Genomic DNA, 23,188 nt, shown 5'->3' with positions numbered 1-23,188 from the left:
CGGCGTCGTGCGAATCACCCTGCCGGCGCGGCTGATTCCGCTCACCGGCGGCTACCGCGCGGTCCTGCCCGGCCCAGTCAAGTCGCTGCTGGAGGCGTTACGGCCCGACGCCCTGGAGGTATCCGACCGGCTCACGCTGCGATCCCTGGGCCGGGCAGGACCGCGCGGTAGCCGCCGGTGAGCGGAATCAGCCGCGCCGGCAGGGTGATTCGCACGACGCCGGTGCGCAGCTGGCTGCGCTCGGCGCGCTGGCCGGGAACGATCAAGAACACCTCGTGCCCGCTGGCGCAGTATTCGGCGCCCAGTCTGTCCACCGCGGTGCGAAGGCCGCCGGAGCGAGGGCCATAGAAATTGGCGACCTGTACTACGCGCATAACGTGAGGACACGCGGTGCGCGTGTGCGTTCAACAATGTGGACTTGACGCTGGCCTGAACAGTCCATGAATTCCGCCGAACGGGCTACGCCCGGTCGCCCTTCGGACCTTCGGCCTGGTCGATTTGCTCGGCGATGTCGGCGCCGGACAGCCGAGCGTCGAGGAAGTCGCCGGAGGTGGGCAGGCTCAGATGCAATTGCGAGGCCCCACTGATCGCGACCTCTCCACGCTCGAGGGTGAAATCGAGGATGTGCCCGCCGCCGGTGCGGTCAGCGTTGAGGAAGTGCAGGTGATACCCGGCGACCGAGATGCCCTGCTCGAAGTCGGGGGTGCGGAACCCAACCACCGTGCCCGAGACGTCGGTGAAGACGGTCTCGGCCTGTTCCTCGGTGGCCTGGGTCAGCGGGGGATAGGGCGGCTTCTGCGCCATCACGGTGCGGGTGTGCAGCTCGGCGAAATGCCCGGTGATCCGAACGGCGTAAATGAGGTTGGCGCTGGTGATTTGGCGGTCGATCGCGGCGGTCAGCTCCGTGCGGGGAGTACGGCTGCGGATCGCGATCTGAAAGTCGTTGTGGAATCGGGTGACCGCCGCGAAGGGGCTGCGGTCGGTCGGGGCGGCCCGGCTGGCGGAGCCGTCCGCGCGCAACCGGTAGCAGACGCCGTCGAGAATGACCATCTCGCCGTCCAGGTGATTGAAGGTGCCCAGCCCGAAGTCACCGTGGCGCAGGATCTCGGCCACGGTGACGTCGCCGTCGTAGACGCCCTCCAGCAGGGCGCCGATCGTCGAGAACTGGTACACCTCGGCGTCGTTCGCGCGTTGATGGGTCAGCAGCGTTGTCGCCCAATGGCGGAAGCGTTCGTAGGCGCCGGTAGGGGTGTCCATGGTCCTCATTCGAAGGGGTCGTCGTGCAGGTGTGCGGCGAGGTCGGTATTGCGGCTGTAGTCCACGGGGACGTCGATCAGGGAAGGGCCGTCCTCGGCCAGCGCCTGGCGCAGGGTGGCGGTGAATTCGTCCAGCGTGTTCACCCGGTAACCGCGGGCGCCGAAGGCCGCGGCGTAGGAGACCAGGTCGTAGTCGCTGAGCTCCACACCGGATTTGCGGTCGTACTTGAGCATCTCCTGGAAGCCGACCATGTCATAGCTGTTGTCCCGGAACACGATGTGGGTGAACGTCAGCCCCAGATGGGTTGCGGTCGCGAGTTCCTGGGCGGAGAACAGGAATCCGCCGTCGCCGGAGACGGACACCACCTGCGTTCCGGGCCGCACCAGACAGGCCGCCATGGCCCAGGGCAGCGCCACACCCAGGGTCTGTTGTCCGTTGGAGAACAACAGCCGCCGCGGCTCGTACACCCGAAAGTGGCGGGCCATGTAGATGTAGACCGAGCCCACGTCGCAGGTGATGGTGGCGGTATCGTCGAGTTCGTCGCGCAGCCGCAGCAGCACGGCGACGGGGTTGAGGCCCGGGCCTTCGGGCATGGCACCCCCGGCCGCTATGTCGATGTCGGTCAATGCTTTTCGCTGGCTGGCGATCTCGTGCTGATAGTCGTCGGTGAGCGTCAGGCCGGCCAGCTGGCCGGTCAACGAGGTGAGGGTGGCGGCGATGTTGCCGAGCAGTTCGACGGTGGGTTGATAGTGGTTGTCGATGTCGGCCGGCACCGAGTCGACGTGCACGACGGTGCGGTCGACGTCGGTGTTCCACAGCACCGGGTCATACTCGACGGAGTCGTAGCCGACGGCGACCAGGACGTCGGCGTGGGTGAGGACGACATCGCCGGGCTGATTGCGGAACAGTCCCACCCGGCCCAGGAAGTTGTCCTCCAGCGCGCGGGAGATCACCCCCGCGGCCTGGAAGGTTTCGACGACGGGCAACCCCGTCGTGGCGACCAGGGCGCGCAGCGCCAGGCAGCTGTCGGGGTCGGCGCCGCGCATACCGACCAATAACGCCGGCCGCCGCGCGGCGCGGATCAGCTCGCCCGCCTGGGCGACAGAGGCTGTGGGGGCAGCCGCCAGCGGCGGAATCGGTTGCCGCCCAGGGATGCTCGCCGCGGTGGGGGCGGCCAGGACGTCGGCGGGCAGTACGACGGCGGCGGCGCCGCGCGGTTCGCTGAGTGCGGCGCGAAACGCACCGACGGTGGCCTCGGCGGCGTTGCCGGGGTCGTTGACCTCGCCGGTGAATTTGGTGACCGTCCTGAGCATCGCGGCGGCGTCCATGGACTGGTGCGTGCGTTTGAGCCGGTCCTCCCGGCGCACCGCGCCGCACAGCGCCACCACCGGATCCTGTTCGGTGTTGGCAGTCAACAATCCGGTGGCCAGGTTGGTGGTGCCGGGGCCCGATGTCACCAGCACCACGCCGGGGATGCCGGTGAGACGGCCGATGGCCCCGGCCATGAAGGCGGCGTTCTGTTCGTGGCGGCACACCACCAATTGCGGGCCGGAGTCCAGTAGGGCGTCGTAGACGGCGTCGATCTTCGCGCCCGGCACACCGAAGACGTACTGCACGCCCTGCGCCGACAAGACGTCGACGATCTTCTGCGCGCTGCGCACGGGATCACCGGGGTTCGTGGGGGCCATGCGCCCAGCCAAGCACGGGTCGTGGCGGGCCGCAGAACGGCCACGCCATAGGGGGCTTGACCATCCATAGTAAATCCAGTGTATGGTCCGGGTTGTGACGATTGAGGGCGTGCGGCCGGTCGAGCTCAACGAGGATCTGACGCGTCGAGCGTTGCGGCTGGTGATGGACAGGACGACCGACCTGGCCGCCGAGGTGCTGAGGGTGCCGCTGCACTACTACCGCGACGCCAAGGTCGCCGAGGTCGAGGAATCGCAGATTCTGCGGCAGACCCCGTTGGCGATCCTGCCCAGCGCGCAGATCCCGAATCCGAACGACTTCGAAGTTCGCTCGGTGCTGGGCAGTTCGCTGCTGGTGACCCGTGACCGGTCCGGGGCCGGCCATGTCTTCCTGAACTATTGCCGCCACCGCGGCGCGATGCCGGCCTGCGGGGCGGGCAACGCCTCCCGGTTCACCTGTCCCTATCACGCATGGACCTACAAGAACACGGGTGAATTGTTCGGCGTCCCGGGCAAATCCGGGTTTGCCGGGATCGACACCGACGACTATGGGCTCGTGGAGTTGCCCAGTCAGGAGGCGTACGGCTTCATCTGGGCGGTGCTCAGCGCCGACGGGTCCATCGACGTCGATGCCCACCTGGGGCCCCTGCGTTCCCAGCTGGCCGAGCTCGACTACGGATCTTTCGGGTATCACGCCCACCGCGAGTTCACCTCCGAGGTGTCGTGGAAGGGCGCTCTGGAGGCGTTCGCGGAGGGTTACCACTTCCCGTTCGTCCACGGCGAGAGCCTGATTGGGCAGAACGCGTTGCCCAACGTGGCGATCTACGACGAGTACGACAAGCACCACCGGCTCGGATTTCCGTTCAACTGGATCGCCAACCTGGACGCCGACCCGAGCGGATCGTGGGACGTCCGGGACAACATGGGCCTGATCTACTGGATCTATCCGAACCTGATTCTCGCCAACAGCAACGTCGGGGTGGAGGTCATCGACATTCTGCCCGCCGGCGCCCCCAACCGCTGCACCGTGCGGCACAGCTGGCTGGCGCGCATCCCGGCGACCAGCGACGACCAGCGGCGCGGCTACGACATGATCTACGACGCCGTGCACGCGGCGGTGCGCGACGAGGACTTCGCGATGCTGCCGCAGTGCGGCGAGGGCGTGCGCCAGGGCCAACATGACCATATGGTCATCGGCCGCAACGAGATCGGCGTGCAGCACATGATCAAGGTGTTCGCGGGCGAAACCGGGATCGCGCTGATTTAAGCTCTCATTCGAACATGTTCGACGTGAGGGAAACGTAGATGCGCAGACATGGCTGGGCCGGCGTGTTGCCGTCGAGCGATGACGAAGCCATCGCCCGCATCATCGCGGCGGCGAGCCGCGCGATCGAGCAGTCGGGCCCGGACATCACCATCAGCGATATCGCGCGCGATCTGGGTGTCACCCGGCAAACCGTGTACCGGTATTTCCCGAGCACCGACGCGTTGCTGGTGGCGACCGCGTTGTCGGAGGCGGGCCCCGCGCTGGACCGGTTGGCGGCCCACGTGGCGGCGATCCACGACCCCGCCGAGGCGGTGGTCGAGGGCATTGCGCACACGCTGGAACTGCTTCCCCAGGACAAATACCTCGGGCTGCTCTTGACCTCTGACAAGGCGACGGCCTACTCGGCGAGCGTGACCTCCGATGTCGCGCTGGCCCTGGGCCGCTCGATCATCGACCGCTTCAACGTGGACTGGAACAGCGTCGGCATCACCGAGGACAGGCGCGACGGACTGGTCGAATTCATGCTCCGGATTCTGCAGTCCTTCATCGTCGACCCCGGACGACCGCCCCGGTCGGGCGCCGAGCTGCGAAATTACCTGCGCCAGTGGGTCGCTCCGGCAATCGCCCACTTCCAGCCCGTCGCCGGCGATTCGAGTGTGCGCTCAGGGCCTTGAGTGTGCGCCCAGGGCGGCGACACGCCGAGCGGCGCCGCCCTAGGCGCACACTCAACGGCGAATCCTTCCGCCTACCCGCTGGACTCCGGCCCGAACCAGCGCCGCAGCGCCGCGTGCAGGCGGGGATGGTCGGCCGCGCCGAATTCGCTCGCGGCCCAGGCAATGTATCCGTCGGGCCGGATCAGCAGTGCCGCCGCGGGCGGGTCGTGGAGCGTCGCGGTCACGATGTCCACCCGATCGGCCCAGCCGGACGCCGCGGCCCCAACGCTGCCGTCGAAATCGAGCAGCACCGGGCGTGCGCTGTGCAGCAGTTCGGTGACCCGTCGGCCATCGGTGAGCGTCAGCTCGGGCACGGGCCAACCCGATAGGGCGTGGTCGTCACCCACGTCGTACCGCACGTCGGTGCCGGCCAGCAACGCGGCCATGTGTTTGGCGACGTCGGGAAAGGTGAACAGTTCACCCATCAGGGTGCGCAGCGCGGCGACTTCGGCGCCCGGGAACATCAGGGCGGTCTGGGCCTGCGAGTGCATCATCACGCGTTCGCCGACGGGATGCCGTTCGGATTCATAGGTGTCGAGCAGTCCGGCCGGCGCACGCCCGTCGAGGTGGGCGGCGAGCTTCCAGCCCAGGTTCATGGCGTCTTGCAGGCCCAGGTTCAGGCCGGGGCCGCCCATGGCGCTGTGGACATGTGCGGCGTCGCCGAGCAACAGGACCCGGCCGGCGCGGTAGCGCTCGGCGTGGCGGGTGTTTTGACCGTTTATCCGCCGAAGAGCATGTGGCCCCGAGCCTTTCGGCTCTTCGAAGGGAACGTCGACACCGAGGACACGACGGGCACTTGCCAGCACTTCGGCCACGCTCATCGGTGTGTCCTCGACCGGCGGCCCGAATTCCAGTGTGCCGAACAAAGACCGACCGGGTTCGAACTCGGCGTAGATCGTCCCGCCACGGTCCAAGCGCGTGTGGCCCAAGGGGAGCCGGCCGAACCCGGGAATGTCCAGGCTGCCGTCGGCGCGCTTGAGGTCATCGGGGACGTGCACGTGGGCGAGGCGGCCCACCACGTCCAGCGTGGTACCGGGGAAGTCGATCCCCACCGTCTTGCGCACCAGGCTGCGTCCGCCATCGGCGCCCACCAGATACCCGGCGTCGATGCGATAGTCGCGTTCGGGGGACGACACCCGCAGCGCAACGGCGTGTGCATCCTGCTGCAAATCCGTCAGTTGGTGTCCCCAGCGCAGGTCCACTCCGAGATCGCGGGCCCGCTTCTCCAGCGACCGCACCAGCCGAGGCTGGGGCATGACCATCGCGTACATCGGATTGTCTTCCAGGCCGGCGAAGTTCAGCATCATGGCGGCGAACATCCAGCCGTACGTGGGCTTCGGCGGATCGGCGTCCCCGGTCAGCTCCCGGTACATGCCGCGCATATCGAGCGTCCGGACGACCTGCCCCACAAGACCGTTCGCCTTCGGCTCGTCGCTGGGCCCAGGCAGGCCGTCGAGCACGACGGGGCGGATGCCGGCCAGCGCGAGCTCGCACGCGAGCATGAGTCCGTTGGGGCCGGCACCGGAGATGACGATGTCGGCGTATTCGTCAGTCATGGGACCTCTTCTTGTGCTTGGCGGGTTCGGGCAGGCCGGCGCTGACGGCAGCGAAGCCGGAACGAATCAGGTCGGTGATCGGGACCGGTGGGTCGGCCCGGACGTAGGCCTCCGCCGCGGCGTCGCCGACGGCGCGCACGATCGCCACCACCAGCCGGGGATACAGGTCGTGCTCGGGATCGGTGCCGGTGCGCTCGGCGATCACGGTGAGCCATTCATCGAAGAGGTTCTGCGGCAACGCGTTACGCACCTGCGGGTTCATCAGCATCTTGCGTACCTCGACGAGTTCCTGGCGGCTGGGCACCTGGTTTTCCTCCCTGTACACCTCGCCGAAGTCGGCTTCCAGCGGCTCGAGCACAGCGTGCGTGATCGCCGTCCACAGCGGTTCGTCGGGCGGGCGTTGCCGCAACGCGGCAATGCCGCGGCGCATCCGCTCGGTCTGTCGGTAGGCGAGCGCCTCGTACTTTCCGCCGAAGTAGTTGTTGAAGGTGCGCAACGAAACGCCGGCCAGGCCGGCGATGTCCTCGCGCGTCACGTTGTCCAGTCCGCGTTCGAAGGCCAGGTTGAGGGCGGCGTCGCTGAGCGCACGCCGGGTGTCGGCCTTCTTGCGCTCGCGCAACCCCCGCGGTGGTTCGGGCATGACGACCACCATATGCAAAAGTTGCACGGCAGGCAATATTGCACGGCGAGCAATATTTGGGTCCGCGCCTAGCCTGGGGTGTGGGCAGCGGATGCCACGATCGGTGGGTCAGTCGAATTCGCGCTGGAGGGCGAAGCCATGGATGTGCAATTCATCACGAGCGTTGCAGTAATCACCCCTGAGCCGGCGGTCAGCCGACGGCTCTACGTGGACACGCTTGGCCTGCCCCTGACCGCGGAGGCCGACGGCTATCTCCACAGTGAAGGCATCGACGGCTGCAAGTCTTTCGGTGTCTGGCCACTGACTCAGGCCGCGCAAGCCTGCTTTGGCACGCCTGACTGGCCGGTTGAGCGGCCGGTGCCACAGGCCAGCGTCGAGTTCGAGGTAGAGGACGCCGACACCGTCCACGCCGCCGCGAACGAGTTGACGCAGAAGGGGTTCACGCTGCTGCACGACGCACGCACCGAGCCGTGGGGACAAACCGTCGCTCGACTGCAGTCCGTCGAAGGCACGATCGTCGGCATTTCTTACGCGCCCGCGATGCATTCGTAAAACTCGCGCCTGCTACCGCTTGCCCCAGTCCCAGGGCGGCGTCGTCAGCAGGTTCTGACCGGCGACGCGTGTCTCGCCCCACTCCTTGTAGAGCTCGATCTCGACCGTGTCGTCGCCGGTGGCTTCCAGCAGTGATCGTGAATGGGTAACCACCAGGACCTGGGTCCGGGCTGCAGCGGCGCGGATCAGCCCGGCGAGTGGACGCACCAAGTCCGGGTGCAGGGATGTTTCGGGCTCGTTGAGCACCATCAGCGAGGGCGCCTGCGGGCTGAGCAGGGCGGCCGCCCACAGCAGGAATCGCAGTGTGCCGTCGGATAATTCGGCTGCGCGCAGTGGCCGCAGCATGCCGCGCTGCCGGAGCTGCAAGTCGAACAGCCCGTCGTGCACGGCGACCGACACCGTGGCGCCGTCGAAGGCCTCGGCGACGGCTTCGCCGAGGCCGTCGATGCCGGCCTCGATGATCGTCTGGATGGCGGCGGCCAGGTCGCTACCGTCGTCGGCGAGCACCGGGGTGCGCGTCCCGACCTGCGGGTGCCGCGCGGGCGCGTCCGCGTCCACCCGGAAGCCGTCGTAGAACCGCCAGCCGCGCAGCCGCTCGCGCACGGCGGCGAGCTCGGGAAGCGCGTGCGGGTGGGCGTACTCGGCCAGCACGCTGCGGTACAAGGGCAGGGACCGGGACAGCTCGTCGAATCCGCGGCCGGTGTCGGCGCTGGCCTCGACGAAACTCGCGGCGCGGCGCACCAGCGTCGTGCCGGTGCGCAGTACCGGGCCACCGAACACCGCCTCGCGTTTGATCTCGGGATCGCGGGCGAAAAACGAATCCGCTCGCCCCGCGGACACCGGGATGCCCAGGTCGACGAGGTAGCCGAAATCGTCTGCGGCAAAACCCAACTCGAGGGATACGGGACGGGTGCGCACCGTGCCCTGGGCCTTGCCCGTCCGGCGTGCGCCCTTCAGCTCCTCGGGTCCGGCCCACAGCGCGGACTGCAGACCGCCCTCGCGGGCCAGCGACGCGATCACCTCGCCGCGTCCGCAATCGGCCAGCAGCCGAAGCGCGCGGTACAGCGACGACTTCCCGGCGCCGTTGGCGCCGGTGACCACCGAGAGCCGGCCCAGCGGAAGGATCACCTCACGCAGCGACCGGTAACCGCGGATCGCCACCGTGTGCAACATGGAGCCGACTGTACGGTCGGGGACCGACGCGCCTACTCGTTGTCGGCGGCGTCCAGCAGCTGCACTTCCTCGAGGTCCATCTCGTTCTGCAGCTCGCGCAACACGATGTCGTCGATGAGGTTCTGGTTGCGCAGCGCGGTGATCTCCCGCCGCTTGCTGTCCAGGACACCCAGCCGCACCCGGCGCACCAGCTCCTTCTTCTTGACGAGGTGGTTGTCCGTCGAGCCGTTCTCGGTGGCGACGGCCACCGCGGCCTTCTCCTCGTACTCCTTCTGCAGCCGGCGGCGCAGGTCGTCGCCGATGCCGACCTCGTCGGCGACGGCCGGCAACGCGTCGAGGGCGGCCCGCATGCCCCGGGTGCGGGCCAGCTGCAACTCCTCGGCGTGGGCGACGTCCTCGGGCATCTTCGCCCAGCGCACCACAGCGGGCAGCGTGGTGCCCTGGACCAGGACGGTGGTCAGGATCACGACGACCACGATGAAGATGAGCAGGCTGCGGTCGGGGAACGGCGCGCCGCTGAGTGTGGTCGCCGGGACGGCCAGGGCCGCGGCCAGCGACACGGCCCCACGGAATCCGGCCCAGGCGGTGACGAAGCGTTGCCGCCAGCTGACGCGACGTTCGCGTTGCGCCTCGCGGCGGTCGATCAGCCGGATCAACACCACCGTGAGCTCGCCCCAGAAAATGCGCGAGACGATCACCACGGCGGTGACGGCGAGTGCAATGAACAGGGCCCGGCGAATCCCGCCGTCCACGCCGGCGATGCCGTGCAGTGCCGCCGGGATCTGGACGCCGACGAACACCCACAGCGAGCCGTTGAGCAGGAAGGTCGCGCTGTCCCAGAACGAGTAGGCCCGCAGGCGGGACCGCGCGCGGATCACCACCGGCCCGGCATAGGCGAGCACCAGCGCCGCGACCATGACCGCCACCACGCCGCTGCAGTCCATGCTCTGGGCCAGCAGGAAGGCCGCGAAGGGCGTCAGCAGGCTCAACGCCATTTCCTCTTGTGGGGCGTCGATTCTCTTGCGCACCAGCGTGACCGCTCCGCCGACCAGGAGTCCGGCGGCGATGCCGCCCAAATAGGAGCCGACGAAACGGCCGACCAGATCGATCGGGGTGATCGCCGATCCGCCGATCGCCACGTGGACCGTGACAGCGAACAGCACCAGGGCCGTGCCGTCGTTGATCAAACTCTCGGCCTTGAGCACGGTGACCGACCGGCGCGGCAACTTCTTCGCCAGGCCGGCCACGGCGGCGGCGTCGGTGGGGGAGAGCACGGCGCCCAGGACGGCCGCCGCGTGCGAGTCCATGCCCAGCGCCCGCGCCGTCCACGACACGGCCACCGCCGTGGCGATCACCAGCCCGACACTGAGGAAGACGATGATGCGCGCGTTCGCCCGGATCTCGCGGAAGCTGGTGTTGAGGCCCTCCCAGTAGAGGATCGCCGGCAGGAACAACAGCAGCACGATCTCGCCGTTGATGTGCACGTGACCGAAGTGCGGGATCAGACCGAGCAACGTGCCGAGCACGATGAGCAGCACCGGGGGGCCTACCCGGTAGCGCCGGCCGACGACCGTCCCGACGATGACGGTGGAGACGAGCGCGACGATCAGGACGAGGCCAAACACCAGCCCATCCTGCCGGACCGGTGCGGGTCGCGCCGACCGGGGCTTGGGCGACGCGCTGTCACTCCCGTCACTTCAGCCCCGTCGGCGGGGTGGTATGCGAGTCTCGAACTTGATAGCGCCCGCGATATCAAGTTCAAGAGTCGACTGATAGGCGGGCGTTCGGCGCCACGCAGGGCCGGCAAGACGTGGCAGTGTTGGCGGTGTGAGCGACGCGGAGGCTTTCGAGTCCCAGCGGCCGCGGCTGTTCTGGTTGGCGTATCGGCTGCTGGGGTCGGCGAGCGAGGCCGAAGACGCTGTGCAGGACGCTTATCTGCGACTGCACGCCGCGGATGCGGAGGCAATCGAGTCGCTGCCGGCCTGGCTGACCAAGGTCGTCACGAACCTGTGCCTCCACCGGCTCACGTCGGCGCGTGCCCGTCGAGAGGTTTACGCCGGGCCGTGGCTCCCGGAGCCGATTCTGACCGACGACCGGACACTGGGCCCGTTGGATACCGCCGAACAACGCGAGTCCGTGTCGGTCGCGCTGCTGAGCCTGATGGAGCGCCTCAGCCCGACCGAGCGCGCGGCGTTCGTACTCCGAGAAGCGTTCGGCTACAGTCACTTCGAGATCGCCGAGCTTCTGCAGACGTCGGAAGCCAACGCCCGCCAGCTGTACCGGCGAGCGAAGCAGCGGCTGGGTGAGCCGAGGCAGCGTTTCCAACCGGATCCCGCGCGGTGGCGCCGCCTGGTCGACCGATTCTTTACCGCCGCCCACGCGGGCGACGTCACCGGACTCGTCGAGATCCTGACCGACGACGTGACGTCCACGGCCGACGGCGGCGGCAAGGTGGCGGCCGCCCGGCGCCCCATCATCGGGCGCGACCGGGTGGCCTCCTACGTGGCCCGCGCGTTCGGCAGGAACGTCCCGCGACTGGGGCTGCGGATGGACGTCGCCGAGGTCAACGGCGAGCCGGCGATCCTGGCGTTCGACGGCGAAACGCTGACCGGCGTGCTGTGCTTCGAGATCGTCGGCGAACGGATCGCGGCCCTGCGGGCCATCGCCAATCCGGACAAATTGCGATTTCTGGCCGGGCAGTTGTCACATCCGGCGGGCCTGTCCGGTTCATAAGGTGTGACGAACTCTGTACTCGTAACCGGCGGCACGGGAACCGTGGGCCGCATCGTCGTCGACAACCTGACCGTCGCCGGCAAAGACGTCCGCGTTCTGAGCCGCGGGCGGCGGCGCCGGCACACCGACGTCGAGCATGTGGTCGGCGACGTGCGGACCGGCGACGGCCTGGATGCGGCCGTCGACGGCGTCGACACGATCGTGCACTGCGTCTATCCCACCGAGCACCTGGTCGCGGCAGCGAAACGGGCGGGCTCACCGCATCTGGTTTACGTCTCCATCGTCGGAATCGACCGCGTCCCATTCGCCCTGTACCGCATCATGCTCGCCAACGAACGCATGATCGCCGAGTCGGGCTTGCCGTGGACGGTGCAGCGGGCGACCCAGTTTCACGATCTGATCGCGTTCCTCTTGCGCATGCTCGCGAAACCGCCGGTCATGGTCGTGCCGTCGGGCCTGAGGTTCCAACCGGTCGACGTGCGCGACTTGGGCGAGCGGTTGGCAAGGTTGGCGCTCGGCGAGCCGATTGGACGTGCGCCGGATTTCGGCGGCCCGGAGGCCCGTACACTCGACGACCTTGCCCGCAGCTACCTGGCGATCGTTGGCAAACAGCGACCCCTCGTGCCGGTCCGCCTGCCCGGCAAGGTGTTTGGCGGGATCCGCGCCGGCGGGCTGCTGGCCTCGGAGCACGTCGTCGGCGTGATCACCTTCGAGCAGTACCTCCGTCAACAGGTCGAAGCGGGGCAACTCCCGTACCGCGACGCCATCCGCGCCTACCTGCCACACCGCACGGGCAAAAGTTCGCGATGACGGTCCGACCGACCAGCCCGGTGTCGGCGGGCAATCTACCTTCGCTCGACGCGCCGACCTGAGCACCACGCATCCGGGCCATAATGGGCTCGATGACTGTCGGGAAGATCAGGCTCTTGGTGACCGTCGCGATGCTCGTTTGGCCGATGTTGGTCGGCTGCCACTTCGCGTCCAGGAACCCACCGTCGACCAAGACGCTGCAGGTCCCCATGAACGACGTCCTCACGCAAGACGCCATCACGCAAAGCATCACGCTGTCCGTCGGCAACACGCTGGTCGTCAAGTTGGGCTCGAACTACACCACCCCGTACCGGTGGACGCCGGAGACCAAGATCGGCGACCCGGCGATCATCAGGCAAACCAGCCATGAATTCGTGCCCCCGAGCTCCGATGCGCTGGGGGCGCCCGGCACCGAGGTGTGGACGTTCACGGCGTTGAAGCCGGGGACCACCACGATCGGCACGTCTTACACCAGTTTCGTCGGTAAGGATTCCAAACCGGCGTGCACCTATACGGCCAACATCACGGTGCAGTGAGCCGCGCCGGCAAACGACTGCGTCCCACGGCGTGGCTGGGGCTCGCCCATCTCGCGGCGCCTTTGGCGGCGGGGTGGATGCCCAGCGCGTGGCTGACGAGGCCGATCCCGGCGCCGAGGATGGGCCAGATCGGCCAGAAGTAAGTGGCGCCGGTGGTGGCGGCGACGGCCGCCCACACGGCGAGCACGACGACGGTCATCGCGACGTAGGCGGCCAGGTGCAGGCGCACGCCGCGCCGGGCGGCCTCGACGCGGGCGGCGCGCCGGCGTGGGTCCGCACGCCGGATCCGCTCGAGCGGCAGGTCGGCGAGGAGCCGGTCGAGCTCACTGGTGGTGTGCGCGCCGAACACCGCCTGCACCCGTTGCTCGTACTCGTCCAGTTGCAGGTAACCCTGTGCGAATGCCTGGCCCAGGCGTTCGGCCGTCGCCTCCCGGTCGCGGTCGCCGGCGCGGGGGGCCGTCAGTTGCTGGTCCATTTCGTCCCCTTCCGAAAGATGTGAATGGCCTTAACATACCGGGCAATGTTAATATCGTCAACATGGCACGCCCGCGGAAAGCCCCGGCCAGTGCGAAGCGTCGGGACAGCTACCACCACGGAGACCTCAAACGCGCCCTGAGCAGCGCCGCCCTGTCACTGGTGGCCGAAAAGGGGCCGAAGGGTTTCACCCTCACGGAGGCGGCGCGGCGCGCCGGGGTCAGCGCCGCCGCCCCGTACCGGCACTTCGCCGACAAGGCCGCGTTACTCGCGACCGTGGCCGAACAGGGCTTCCGCGACCTGCACGCCGCGTTGAGCGCGGCCGCCGACGAGGCTCCCGACCCGAAGGACCGGGTGACCGAACTCGGCCGCGCGTATGTGCGCTGGGCCGTCGCTCACCCGGACCACTACCGGGTGATGTTCGGCGCCGAGCTGTCCAAGGGCGACCATCCCGACTTGGCGACCGCCGGGGAGGAGGCGTTCGGTGATCTGCTCGGCGCGATCGCGGCGTGCCAGCAGGCGGGCGTCGTCGGCGGTGATGACCCGCGCGAACTCGCCGCGCCGCTGTGGTCCCTGGTGCACGGTGTCGCATCGCTGGCGATCGGCGGCGACCTACGTGCGGTCGGCATCGAGCACGACCCGGACGCCATCGTCGCCGGTGTGGTCGCCCAAATGCTCAGCGGCTAGGCCACGTTGGCCTTGCGGAGCGTCGAATAGACCTCGGCCAGGAATTGCTCGACGGCCACTGCGGCGTGCACCGCCCGCGCCGAACCGAAGATGTCGAAAGCGTGCTGGGCGAGCGGCATTTCGGCGTACACGACGGGCTGGGTGCTGACCTGTCGCAGCCGTTCGACAAATGCGCGCGCCTGCTCGACGGGCACCAGCGAGTCGTTGCGGCCGTGCAGCACGAAGAACGGGGGAGCGTCGGGGGAGACGTGGTTGACCGGCGACGCGGTGATGAACGGCTGCATGTTCGTCGAGGGTCGTTCCTTGACAACGGATTTGACGAGCAGCGCGGGCATCATCGGGTGCATCGCGTCGTTGAAGCGGGTGAAGTCGTAGACGCCGTAGAACGGCACGGCGGCCTGCACCCGGGTGTCGGCGTCCTCGAAGCCGGGCTGGAACTCCGGATAGTTGGGCGTGAGCGCGGCCAGTGACGACAGGTGGCCGCCGGCCGAACCGCCGGTGATGGCGATGAATTCGGGATCGCCGCCGTACTCGGCGATGTGGGTCTTGACCCACGCCAGGGCGCGCTTGACGTCGACGATGTGGGCGGGCCAGGTGTTGCGCGGGCTGTGCCGGTAGTTGATCGACACGCAGACCCAACCCAACTCCGCCAGGTGGCTCATCAACGGATGTGCCTGTCCGCGCTTGTTTCCCGTCGTCCACGCACCGCCCGGGATCTGGAAGAGCACCGGCGCCTTGCCGGCCGGGTCCAGATCGGGACGGCGCCAGATGTCCAGAAAATTGGCGCTGCCGAATTCGCCGTAACTGATGTTCGAGTCGTGGGCGTAGTCGCGGTAGATACGCATCATCCGCAGCAGCCCCGGCGTCTTGGCGGTGCCGCTACCGGCCGGCCGGCGCCATAGATCCCCCGACTCGGTGAGGCGCGACGCGCCCAGGCCACTGTCCAGCGCCTCGGTCAGCGGCACGTTCGCCTTGTGCCCGGCACGGCTGAAGTTCAGCAACCCCAGCGCCGAGACACCGGCGACCGCCCACGCGGCGAACCGCACCGGCCGCGTCAGGCGTCGGGCCGTCAACGCCAGCCCGCCGAGCTGGCTGACCAGGGTCTGCAGCGGCAGCTCGGTGACGACCACCCCGAACATGAACGAGAAGAGCGAGAGGTAGCCGCTGCGCGCCAGTGGCCGGTACGCGTTGAGCGTGGACACGGCGGTCACCGCCGTGACCCCGAGGGACCCTATCTGCCGGATGACGTGGATGATTCGAGCTGTCCGCATGGGCTCACCTTATTAAAAGCCCCCGCTGCGTCGACCGCGACCAGTTGTCATGCGAACACCGTCTTGGGCAACGGCTGTTGGCGGAGAAAAACCGCGCTTTTGATCGAGTTCTACGATTTGGCCTGACAGCGGCGCGAGCCGATTCGGCCACCTACGAGGGCAGCGAGAAGATGGCTACCAAGATGCGCTTATTGTGGCGAGCGGCCGCGGCCGTCTGCGCCTCGGTGAACTGTTCGATCGCCCCGATTGCGGGCGCGCAATCGGCGTGTGCCGCCCTCGGTGGGACCGTCGACCAAAACCAGGTCTGCCAGGGCCACATCACCACGGCCGACTACACGCTCGACCTGAGCTTCCCGGTCAGTTATCCCGACCAGCAGGCCATGACCGATTACCTCGTCCACACCCGAGACACCTGGGTCGCAGACGTGCGGACGTACCCCCGGCATGATCGGCCGCCCTACCTGCTGACCATCACCGGAACGGCGTACCGGTCGTCCACGCCCGGCTCGAGCACCCAAAGCGTGGTGCTGGACATGAACCAGGACCTGGGCGCCCACCCCGTGACGTCCTTCAAGGCGTTCAACTACGACCTCGGCAAGGGTGCCCCGATCACGTTCGACACGCTGTTCAAGCCGGGCACCAAACCGCTGGACGTCCTCAACCCGATCGTGACGCAACAATTAGGCCCGTTGCCGTTCGGCGAGCCCGGAGTCGAGGCGTATCAGAATTTCGCGATCACCGATGACGCCGTCATTTTCTTCTTCGGCCAGGGGCAGGTGCTGCCGTCGGTCAACGGGCCGCAGCAAGTTTCGGTACCCCGTACCGAACTCGCCGCCCTGATGGCGTAGCCCTAGGTCGCCTCGGCCCGACTTTCGAGTTTTTTGACCGCGGCGGGATCGTTCTCGGTCAGCCCGATTTTCGCGGCGCCGCCGGGTGAGCAGAGTTCGGTGAAGAAGTCGGCGTTGATCTGGGTGTACTGGCCGTATTCGCCGGGTAGGTCGTCCTCGTAGTAGATGGACTCGACGGGGCACACCGGCTCGCAGGCGCCGCAGTCCACGCACTCATCGGGGTGGATGTAGAGCATCCGTGCGCCCTCGTAGATGCAGTCCACGGGGCATTCCTCGATGCACGCCTTGTCCTTGATGTCGACGCAGGGTTCGGCGATCACATAAGCCATGACGCCATAGTCGTCGCGCCGATTGGGCGCGAGTAGAGGTCTCGGCGTTGTGAAGTCACAAGCTATGGTTGTGTCACACGGATTGATTGTGAGGGGATCAGCCATGCCGCTCAGCGCCCGGATGCCGGAGCTCGCCTCGTTCGAGGTGTTCCTGGCGATCGCCGAGACCGGCAGCCTGGGCCGCGCCGCGCGCGAACTCGGGCTGACGCAGCAGGCCATTTCGCGGCGGCTCGCGTCGATGGAGGCGCAGGTCGGGGTGACGCTGGCGGTGCGGACCACCCGCGGATCGCAACTGACGCCGGCGGGCCTGATCGTCGCGGACTGGGCCCGACGGTTGCTCGAGGTCGCCACCGAGCTCGACGCGGGGATGGGGGCGCTGCGCAAGGAGGGTCGTGAGCGGATCAAGGTGGCGGCCAGCCAGACGATCTCCGAACAGCTGATGCCGCACTGGCTGCTGTCCCTGCAGACGGAGGCAACGCGCCGCGGTGGCGCCGCGCCGCAGGTGATGTTGACCGCTACCAACAGCGAGCACGCGATCGCCGCGGTCCGCGACGGCACCGTCGATTTGGGATTTGTCGAAAATCCTGGCACGCCAAAGGGATTGGGTACGTGCGTGGTGGGACAGGACGAGCTGGTGATCGTGGTGCCGCCCGGTCACAAGTGGACGAGACGGGCGCGGGGTGTCTCCGCGCGTGAACTGGCGGAGACGCCGCTGGTTGCGCGCGAACCCCGTTCGGGGATCCGGGATTCGCTGACGGAGGCGTTGCGCCGGGTGCTGGGCGACGACATGGAACAGGCGCCGCCGGTTCTGGAGTTGACGTCGGCGGCGGCGATGCGTGCGGCCGTGCTCGCCGGCGCGGGCCCGGCGGCCATGAGCAGGCTGGCGGTGGCCGACGACCTGGCCGTCGGGCGGCTGCGCGCCGTCACGATCCCGAAGTTGGACCTACGCCGCAAGTTCCGCGCGATCTGGGTGGGTGGGCGCACCCCGCCGGCCGGGGCGGTCCGCGACCTGTTGAGCCACATCAACAGCCGTTAGGCCGCGGCGTCGGCAGCCAGGGCTTCGTCGTAACGGTCGAGCACGGTGGCGGCCACCAGGCGGTGCGCGCCGAGCGGCGCGGCCATCGGAATGTCGTTGTCCCGCGCGTAGGTTGCGACGCCGTCGGTGAGCAGCCCCGGCGCCAGGAACCAGGGTGCGATCACGAGCCGGCGCGCGCCGCCGAGGCGCAGGTGGCCGGCGGCGCGCTTCACCGACGCCTCGGGACGGGTGGCGAAAGCGGTGGTGGCACCGGCCCACTGGGTGCCGACGGCCAGCCGGGACGCGACCTTCGCGGTGCGCACGTTCGCCGCGGTATTGGACGAGCCGATCGCGACCACCATCACCCCGAGCTCGTCGTCGAGCGGGGAAACCCCGATCTCGGTGAGGCGTTCGCGCAGCACCGACACCAGACGCTCGTCCTCGCCGAGCACGTCGGCCTGCCGGATGCCGTGGGCGCCCGCTTTGGCGATCTGCGTGGGGATGTCGCGTCGCGCGTGGTAGGCGCTGGCCAGCAGCAGCGGGGCGACCACCGCGCGGCGGCGGTCCGGCAGTCCGGCAAGGACGTCGGCGAAGTTCGGTTCGTTGAGCTCCAGGAACGCCAGCCGCACGTCGAGGCCGGGGCGCACGCTCGCCAGCCGGTCGGCGACGGCCTGCGCGTTGGCGCCCGACCGTGGGTCCCGGCTGCCGTGGGCGGTGAGGACGAGGGTGCTCATGAGGCGTGCAACCCGCATTCGACCTTGTTTCGTCCCCGCCAGCGCCCACTGCGAGGATCCTCACCCTCGGCTGGCTTGGCGGTGCAGGGGGCGCAGCCGATGGACGGGTAGCCCTCCTCGACGAGCGGGTTGACCAGCACGTTGTTGCGCTCGATGTAGTCCTGGACGTCTTCGTCGGTCCAGTCCGCGATCGGGTTGACCTTGATCAGCTCGAACGACTCGTCGAAGCTGATCAGCGGCGCGTTGGCGCGGGTGGCGGCCTCCACCCGCCGCAGCCCGGTCACCCAGGCCGCGTAGCCGCGCAGGGCGCGGCGCAGGGGGAGGACCTTGCGCAGCCGGCAGCATTCGTTCGGTTCGCGGGCGAACAGGTCCTTGCCCAGCAGTTCGTCTTGTTCGGCCACGGTGTGCTCGGGCGTGACGTTGAGCAGGTGGATGTCATAGACGGATTCGACCGCGTCGCGGGTGCCGATGGTTTCGGCGAAGTGGTAGCCGGTGTCCAGGAAGATCACCGGCACGCCCGGCCGTACGTCGGAGGCGAGCGAAATCGTCACGGCGTCTTGCATGTTGGCGGCCACCACGTACTTGCAGGTGGCCCAGCCGCGGGGACCGTCGACGCCGCCGAAGTGCTCGTCGGTCCAGCGCAGGATGTCGACCGCGCCGGCGCCCTCCATCTCGGCAGCGCCGCGCGCCGCGAGTTCGCGCAACTGCTCGTTGGTGAAGTTCATCGCCACCATGGCGGGTCCTCAGCTCCTATCGCAGGTCGGCCTCGTCGGCGCGCAGCGCCCAGGACGCGAAAGTCTCTCCGCCGTCGCGGCCTTCGAGGAATTTGCGGGTCACCCGGTCGATGTAGTCGCCGAGCTCGTCGCTGGTCACCTTGTGCTGGCGCAGTTTTCGGCCGAAGCCGCTCGCCTCGCCGAGGCCGCCGCCCAGGTGGACCTGGAAGCCTTCCACCGAATTGCCCTCGCCGTCGTCGATCCACTGGCCCTTGAAGCCGATGTCGGCGACCTGGATGCGGGCGCACGAGTTCGGGCAGCCGTTGAGGTGGACGCTGATCGGCACGTCGAGCCTGGAGTCGACGTCGGCCAGGCGCTGTTCCAGCTCGGGCACCAAAGTCTGTGTGCGCACCCGGGTTTCGGCGAACGACAGCTTGCAGAACTCGATGCCGGTGCAGGCCATGGTGTTCTTGCGCCATGCTGACGGCCGCGACGGCAGCCCGAGCGCGTCCAGCGCGGCGACGGTCTCGTCGACCAAGGCGTCGGGCACGTCCAGGATGACCAGCTTCTGGAACGGGGTCAGCCGCGCTCGGTCGGAGCCGACCTTCTCCATCAGGTCCGCGATCGCCGAGAGGGTGGCGCCCGAGACGCGGCCGGCGATGGGGGCGACGCCGATGGCGTTGAGCCCGTTCTTGATCTTCTGCACGCCGACGTGGTCGATGGTGTGCTTGACCGGCGCGGGGGCCGGGCCGTCGATGAGCGGACGCTTCAGGTATTCGGTTTCCAGCACCTCGCGGAATTTTTCGACGCCCCAGTCCTTGATCAGGAACTTCAGCCGGGCCTTGGCGCGCAGCCGCCGGTAGCCGTAGTCGCGGAAGACCTGGGTGACGGCCTCCCAGACGTCGGGCACCCCGTCGAGGGGGATCCACACGCCGACCCGCTGGGCCAGCATCGGGTTGGTCGACAGGCCGCCGCCCACCCACAGGTCCATGCCGGGGCCGTGCTCGGGGTGGTCGACGCCGACGAACGCGACGTCGTGGGTCTCGTGGGAAACGTCCTGCAGGCCCGAGATCGCGGTCTTGTACTTGCGTGGCAGGTTGGCGTATTCGGGGTTGCCCATCGAGCGGCGGACGATCTCCTCGATGGCGGGGGTGGGGTCGAGCACCTCGTCGAGCGAGTCGCCGGCCAGCGGCGAACCGTGGATGCCGCGCGGGCAGTCGCCGCAGGCCTCGGTGGTCTGCAGCCCCACCGCATCGAGGCGGCGCCAGATCTCGGGGACGTCCTCGATGCGGATCCAGTGCAGTTGGAGGTTTTCCCGGTCGCTGATGTCGGCGGTGTCGCGGGCGAACTCGGTCGAGATCTGGCCCAGCGTGCGCATCGAGTGCACCGTCAGCGGTTTGCCGTCGGTGCGGACCCGCATCATGAAGTACTTGGCTTCGATCTTGTCGGTGTTGTCGTCGCCGGTCCAACTGCCGTCGTAGCCCTGCTCGCGTTGGGTGTACAGGCCCATCCAGCGGAACCGCCCGCGCAGGTCGGAGTGGTCGATGCTGTCGAAACCCTGCTGGGCGTAGACGTTGACGATGCGGTCACGCACGTTCAGCGGCGCGTCCTCGTTCTTGATCTTCTCGGTGTCGTTCAGCGGTTCGCGATCACCCAGCGCCCACTGGCCCTCGCTGCGGGTCTTGGCGGGACGTGCTGTGGTCATGTGGTGTGCTCCTTCGCGGTGCAGATCGGCTGGGGCTGCAGGGCTGCGGGCCGCGGCATCGACGCGATGATGTCTGTTGGGGGCGCGCCGTTGCGCCCACGTCTCATGGCTTCATAGTGCCCGGCACAGGCGTGCGGTAGTAGAGGTCGCGCCGTTGTGAGGGCACAACCGTTGGTTGTGTGTGCCGGTTCACGTTTATTGGTTTGGCGCGCAGCGTGATTGCAGTAGCCTGCGGGGGTGGCTGGGCCTTCGCTGGACGCCCTGGAGCGCTCCGCGCTGTGTGATCTTTTCGCCGGGCTCGGCCCGTCCGCTCCCACACTGATCGAGGGCTGGACCGCTCACGATCTGGCCGCCCATCTCGTGTTGCGGGAACACGACTTCGTCGCCAGCCCGTGCCTGGTGCTGCCGGGCCGCTTTCAACGATTCGCCGAGCGGCGCCGGGCGGCATTGGCCCGGCGCACGGACTTCGCATCGCTCGTCGCGACGATCCGCTCCGGCCCGCCCGTCGGGTTCTTCCGCCTCGGCTGGGTTCGCGCGCTGGCGAACCTCAACGAGTTCTTCGTCCATCACGAGGATCTGCGCCGGGCGAACGGGCTCGGGTCGCGCGGTCTGCCGCCCGAGCTGGACGCTGCGCTGTGGCGCAACGTGCGGCGCGGCGGTCGGTACCTGAGTCGGCGGCTTTCCGGTTGCGGTCTTGAGGTCTCCTGGCTCGGCACCGGCGAGCGGGCCACGGTGCGGCCGGGTTCACCGGTGGCCGTGCTGAGCGGCCGACCGGGTGAGCTGCTGCTGCACCTGTTTGGCCGCGTCGGCGCGGCGGAGGTCGAGGTGAGCGGACCGCCCGAGGTCGTCGCGGCGGTGCGTCGCACGCACTTCGGGATGTGAGGGGTCGCTCGGAGGCGGGCACTTCGGCATATCCCTCGAAGCGCCGGCGCGAATCCGTGCAGGAAACAGACGTCGCCTCAGAGCGGCGGGCGTACCATCAGCTCACGCTCAACGACGAGCGGGGATGACATGACTCACACCCACACGGACTCGACCGACGTCGACAAATGGGACCGCGGTCTGACCGAACACGTCGTCGCGCTGACCCGCCCGATCGTCAAGCACTATTTCCGCTCCGAGGTGCACGGCCTGGACAACATCCCGGAAGGGCCGTCGCTGGTGGTGGGCAACCATTCCGGCGGCCTGATGACGTTCGATCTCCCGGTGTTCGCCGTCGACTACTACGACACGTTCGGCTACGACCGGCCGCTGTACGCGCTGGGCTTCGACACCATCTTCGCCGGGCCCGCCGCTGATTTCTTCCGGCGCACCGGCGTCATCCGCGCGACGCGGGAGAACGCCGCCCAGGCGCTGGCCGCCGGGGCCGTCGTGCTGGTCTACCCGGGCGGTGACTTCGACGTCTACCGGTCGACCCTGCAGGAGAACACCATCGACTTCGACGGGCGAACCGGCTACATCACCACGGCCGTCGAGGCCGACGTCCCGATCGTTCCCGCGGTCTCCATCGGCGGGCAGGAGAGCCAGCTGTTCTTGAGCCGCGGTCGGTGGCTGGCGCGTGCGCTTCGGCTCACCAAGTTCGAGCGCAAGCTGTTTCGCACGGACATCCTGCCGATCTCGTTCGGCTTTCCGTTCGGGCTCAGCGTGGTGGCGCCGGTCAACATGCCGTTGCCCACCAAGATCGTCACCGAGGTGTTGCGGCCCATCGAGATCGCCAAATTCGCCGGCGCACACGACATCAAGTGGCTCGACGCGCACGTGCGGTGGGTGATGCGGAGGGGGCTCAGAGAACTTGCCGCCCAACGCCGTTACCCGGTGATCGGCTAAGCCCCTGCGAACACCACGTCGGGGTTGAGGATGCCCGCAGGGTCGAAGCTCTGCTTGATGCGGCGCATGAGGTCGACCTTGACGGGGTCTTCCAGCTCGAGGAAGTACGGGGTCTTCGCGCGGCCCAGGCCATGTTCGCCCGAGATCGCGCCGCCCAATTCCATTGCCAGCGCGAAGATGTCGGTCATCAGCTTCTTGCGGGTGGCCGTGTCCTTGCAGAAGATGGCCAGGTGGACGTTGCCGTCGCCGGCGTGCCCGCAGCCCGCCGAGGCGCCACCGGCGGCCGCGGCCAGACCGCGCGCGGCGGACAGGAACTTCGGCATCGCGGAGCGGGGTACCACGGTGTCGATGATGTCGTCGGCGCCGATCGCCTTCGCCGTCCAAAACGCCTTCTCGCGCGCCTCGATCAGCTTGCGTGCCGAACCCCCTTCCAGCACATAGGCATCCACGGCGCCCAGCTCGGCCAGCAGTTCGCCGGCCTTCTCGACGTCCTCGTCCAGCCGGTCCGCGGTCCGGTTTTCCAGCGCCACAACAAGATAGGCGTCGCAGCTGTCGCGGACCGTGTCCGGAATGCCCAACTCCAGGTTCTGGGTATGCACGAGCGCGGCCATCGTCACGTTGTCGATGTATTCCAGGATGTAGGGCGCCAGGCCGCTGCCCACC

General features: G+C 68.3%; 24 protein-coding genes and 2 pseudogenes. 12 read left to right on the top strand and 14 right to left on the bottom strand.

What is annotated here, in order from left to right:
• Nucleotides 1–181 (top strand): annotated as a pseudogene (locus tag A5713_RS28560) (alpha-(1-2)-phosphatidylinositol mannosyltransferase); the annotation flags it as partial.
• Here the strand turns inward: A5713_RS28560 and A5713_RS26645 are convergent.
• The 3 genes and pseudogenes from A5713_RS26645 to alsS all read right to left on the bottom strand — a co-directional run.
• Nucleotides 147–374: pseudogene (locus A5713_RS26645) on the bottom strand (alpha-(1-2)-phosphatidylinositol mannosyltransferase); the annotation flags it as partial. The pseudogenes A5713_RS28560 and A5713_RS26645 overlap by 35 nt on opposite strands.
• A gap of 85 nt (nucleotides 375–459) precedes the next feature.
• Nucleotides 460–1,266: an acetolactate decarboxylase gene (gene budA / locus A5713_RS26640; protein ID WP_082973174.1), complete on the bottom strand. Its 807-nt coding sequence runs from the start codon at nucleotides 1,264–1,266 to the stop codon at nucleotides 460–462.
• Nucleotides 1,263–2,945, bottom strand: a complete 1,683-nt coding sequence (alsS, locus tag A5713_RS26635; protein WP_068099212.1) for an acetolactate synthase AlsS — start codon at nucleotides 2,943–2,945, stop codon at nucleotides 1,263–1,265. Before alsS ends, budA begins: the two co-directional genes overlap by 4 nt.
• Before the next feature lie 82 nt (nucleotides 2,946–3,027).
• On the opposite strand from alsS, the gene A5713_RS26630 reads away from it, so the two are divergent.
• Nucleotides 3,028–4,209: an SRPBCC family protein gene (locus A5713_RS26630; protein ID WP_068099211.1), complete on the top strand. Its 1,182-nt coding sequence runs from the start codon at nucleotides 3,028–3,030 to the stop codon at nucleotides 4,207–4,209.
• A 38-nt stretch (nucleotides 4,210–4,247) separates the two neighbouring features.
• Nucleotides 4,248–4,883, top strand: coding sequence for a TetR/AcrR family transcriptional regulator (locus A5713_RS26625; protein WP_068099210.1), 636 nt, complete (start codon nucleotides 4,248–4,250; stop codon nucleotides 4,881–4,883).
• A gap of 71 nt (nucleotides 4,884–4,954) precedes the next feature.
• On the opposite strand, the gene A5713_RS26620 is transcribed toward A5713_RS26625, so the two are convergent.
• Together A5713_RS26620 and A5713_RS26615 are read right to left on the bottom strand one after the other, a co-directional pair.
• A complete protein-coding gene (locus A5713_RS26620) occupies nucleotides 4,955–6,478 on the bottom strand; it encodes an FAD-dependent monooxygenase (protein ID WP_068099209.1) in 1,524 nt (507 codons plus the stop codon).
• A complete protein-coding gene (locus A5713_RS26615) occupies nucleotides 6,471–7,118 on the bottom strand; it encodes a TetR/AcrR family transcriptional regulator (protein WP_068099217.1) in 648 nt (215 codons plus the stop codon). The genes A5713_RS26620 and A5713_RS26615 overlap by 8 nt, the downstream gene beginning before the upstream one ends.
• Nucleotides 7,119–7,196: 78 nt before the next feature.
• Here A5713_RS26615 and A5713_RS26610 point away from each other — a divergent pair, with 78 nt between their 5' ends.
• Nucleotides 7,197–7,670, top strand: a complete 474-nt coding sequence (locus A5713_RS26610; protein WP_231980713.1) for a VOC family protein — start codon at nucleotides 7,197–7,199, stop codon at nucleotides 7,668–7,670.
• 12 nt (nucleotides 7,671–7,682) lie between these two features.
• Here the strand turns inward: A5713_RS26610 and A5713_RS26605 are convergent, their stop codons facing one another.
• A complete protein-coding gene (locus A5713_RS26605) occupies nucleotides 7,683–8,843 on the bottom strand; it encodes an AAA family ATPase (protein WP_068099208.1) in 1,161 nt (386 codons plus the stop codon).
• Between the two features lie 32 nt (nucleotides 8,844–8,875).
• Nucleotides 8,876–10,468 (bottom strand): Na+/H+ antiporter, encoded by a 1,593-nt coding sequence (locus A5713_RS26600; RefSeq protein ID WP_068099207.1) that lies wholly within the window; start codon nucleotides 10,466–10,468, stop codon nucleotides 8,876–8,878.
• Between the two features lie 202 nt (nucleotides 10,469–10,670).
• Between A5713_RS26600 and A5713_RS26595 the strand changes: the two genes are divergently transcribed.
• From A5713_RS26595 to A5713_RS26585, 3 genes are all read left to right on the top strand, one after another.
• Entirely contained in the window at nucleotides 10,671–11,576 is a 906-nt protein-coding gene (locus A5713_RS26595; protein ID WP_068099206.1) for an RNA polymerase sigma-70 factor, read from the top strand.
• Between the two features lie 3 nt (nucleotides 11,577–11,579).
• Nucleotides 11,580–12,386 carry an SDR family oxidoreductase gene (locus A5713_RS26590; RefSeq protein ID WP_068099205.1) on the top strand — a complete coding sequence of 269 codons (807 nt, stop codon included), beginning with the start codon at nucleotides 11,580–11,582 and terminating at the stop codon, nucleotides 12,384–12,386.
• Between the two features lie 83 nt (nucleotides 12,387–12,469).
• The gene (locus A5713_RS26585) at nucleotides 12,470–12,922 is read left to right on the top strand and encodes a protease inhibitor I42 family protein (RefSeq protein WP_082973173.1); all 453 of its coding nucleotides are present in this window, start codon (nucleotides 12,470–12,472) and stop codon (nucleotides 12,920–12,922) included.
• Here the strand turns inward: A5713_RS26585 and A5713_RS26580 are convergent.
• The gene (locus A5713_RS26580; protein WP_068099204.1) at nucleotides 12,909–13,397 is read right to left on the bottom strand and encodes a DUF1707 domain-containing protein; all 489 of its coding nucleotides are present in this window, start codon (nucleotides 13,395–13,397) and stop codon (nucleotides 12,909–12,911) included. The two genes, A5713_RS26585 and A5713_RS26580, sit on opposite strands and share 14 nt — an antisense overlap.
• Before the next feature lie 62 nt (nucleotides 13,398–13,459).
• On the opposite strand from A5713_RS26580, the gene A5713_RS26575 reads away from it, so the two are divergent.
• Nucleotides 13,460–14,083 (top strand): TetR/AcrR family transcriptional regulator, encoded by a 624-nt coding sequence (locus tag A5713_RS26575; protein WP_067917551.1) that lies wholly within the window; start codon nucleotides 13,460–13,462, stop codon nucleotides 14,081–14,083.
• Here the strand turns inward: A5713_RS26575 and A5713_RS26570 are convergent.
• Nucleotides 14,080–15,354 carry an alpha/beta hydrolase gene (locus A5713_RS26570; RefSeq protein ID WP_068099203.1) on the bottom strand — a complete coding sequence of 425 codons (1,275 nt, stop codon included), beginning with the start codon at nucleotides 15,352–15,354 and terminating at the stop codon, nucleotides 14,080–14,082. The genes A5713_RS26575 and A5713_RS26570 overlap by 4 nt on opposite strands.
• 170 nt (nucleotides 15,355–15,524) lie before the next feature.
• Between A5713_RS26570 and A5713_RS26565 the strand changes: the two genes are divergently transcribed.
• Nucleotides 15,525–16,202, top strand: a complete 678-nt coding sequence (locus tag A5713_RS26565; protein WP_231980712.1) for an esterase — start codon at nucleotides 15,525–15,527, stop codon at nucleotides 16,200–16,202.
• 2 nt (nucleotides 16,203–16,204) lie between these two features.
• On the opposite strand, the gene fdxA is transcribed toward A5713_RS26565, so the two are convergent.
• The gene (gene fdxA / locus A5713_RS26560; protein WP_068099202.1) at nucleotides 16,205–16,531 is read right to left on the bottom strand and encodes a ferredoxin; all 327 of its coding nucleotides are present in this window, start codon (nucleotides 16,529–16,531) and stop codon (nucleotides 16,205–16,207) included.
• Nucleotides 16,532–16,634: 103 nt separating this feature from the next.
• On the opposite strand from fdxA, the gene A5713_RS26555 reads away from it, so the two are divergent.
• A complete protein-coding gene (locus A5713_RS26555) occupies nucleotides 16,635–17,567 on the top strand; it encodes a LysR family transcriptional regulator (RefSeq protein ID WP_068099201.1) in 933 nt (310 codons plus the stop codon).
• On the opposite strand, the gene A5713_RS26550 is transcribed toward A5713_RS26555, so the two are convergent.
• The 3 genes from A5713_RS26550 to A5713_RS26540 are packed head-to-tail and all read right to left on the bottom strand — an operon-like array spanning nucleotide 17,564 to nucleotide 20,698.
• Complete coding sequence (locus A5713_RS26550; RefSeq protein ID WP_068099200.1) at nucleotides 17,564–18,280, bottom strand: sirohydrochlorin chelatase; 717 nt, start codon at nucleotides 18,278–18,280, stop codon at nucleotides 17,564–17,566. The two genes, A5713_RS26555 and A5713_RS26550, sit on opposite strands and share 4 nt — an antisense overlap.
• Nucleotides 18,277–19,014, bottom strand: a complete 738-nt coding sequence (locus tag A5713_RS26545; protein ID WP_068099199.1) for a phosphoadenylyl-sulfate reductase — start codon at nucleotides 19,012–19,014, stop codon at nucleotides 18,277–18,279. Before A5713_RS26545 ends, A5713_RS26550 begins: the two co-directional genes overlap by 4 nt.
• A 16-nt stretch (nucleotides 19,015–19,030) precedes the next feature.
• Nucleotides 19,031–20,698, bottom strand: a complete 1,668-nt coding sequence (locus A5713_RS26540; protein WP_068099198.1) for a nitrite/sulfite reductase — start codon at nucleotides 20,696–20,698, stop codon at nucleotides 19,031–19,033.
• Between the two features lie 237 nt (nucleotides 20,699–20,935).
• On the opposite strand from A5713_RS26540, the gene A5713_RS26535 reads away from it, so the two are divergent.
• Nucleotides 20,936–21,580 (top strand): TIGR03085 family metal-binding protein, encoded by a 645-nt coding sequence (locus A5713_RS26535; protein WP_068099197.1) that lies wholly within the window; start codon nucleotides 20,936–20,938, stop codon nucleotides 21,578–21,580.
• Nucleotides 21,581–21,709: 129 nt separating this feature from the next.
• Entirely contained in the window at nucleotides 21,710–22,525 is an 816-nt protein-coding gene (locus tag A5713_RS26530) for a 1-acyl-sn-glycerol-3-phosphate acyltransferase (RefSeq protein WP_068099196.1), read from the top strand.
• On the opposite strand, the gene A5713_RS26525 is transcribed toward A5713_RS26530, so the two are convergent.
• Nucleotides 22,522–23,188: FAD-linked oxidase C-terminal domain-containing protein (locus tag A5713_RS26525; RefSeq protein WP_304442382.1), on the bottom strand; the 667-nt coding region annotated here is incomplete at its 5' end. The two genes, A5713_RS26530 and A5713_RS26525, sit on opposite strands and share 4 nt — an antisense overlap.

It is taken from the genome of Mycobacterium sp. E2497 (genome assembly GCF_001668695.1).
Lineage (GTDB): Bacteria > Actinomycetota > Actinomycetes > Mycobacteriales > Mycobacteriaceae > Mycobacterium.
Note: the sequence above shows the minus strand (reverse complement) of the source record. Positions and strands in the feature narration are given on the sequence as shown.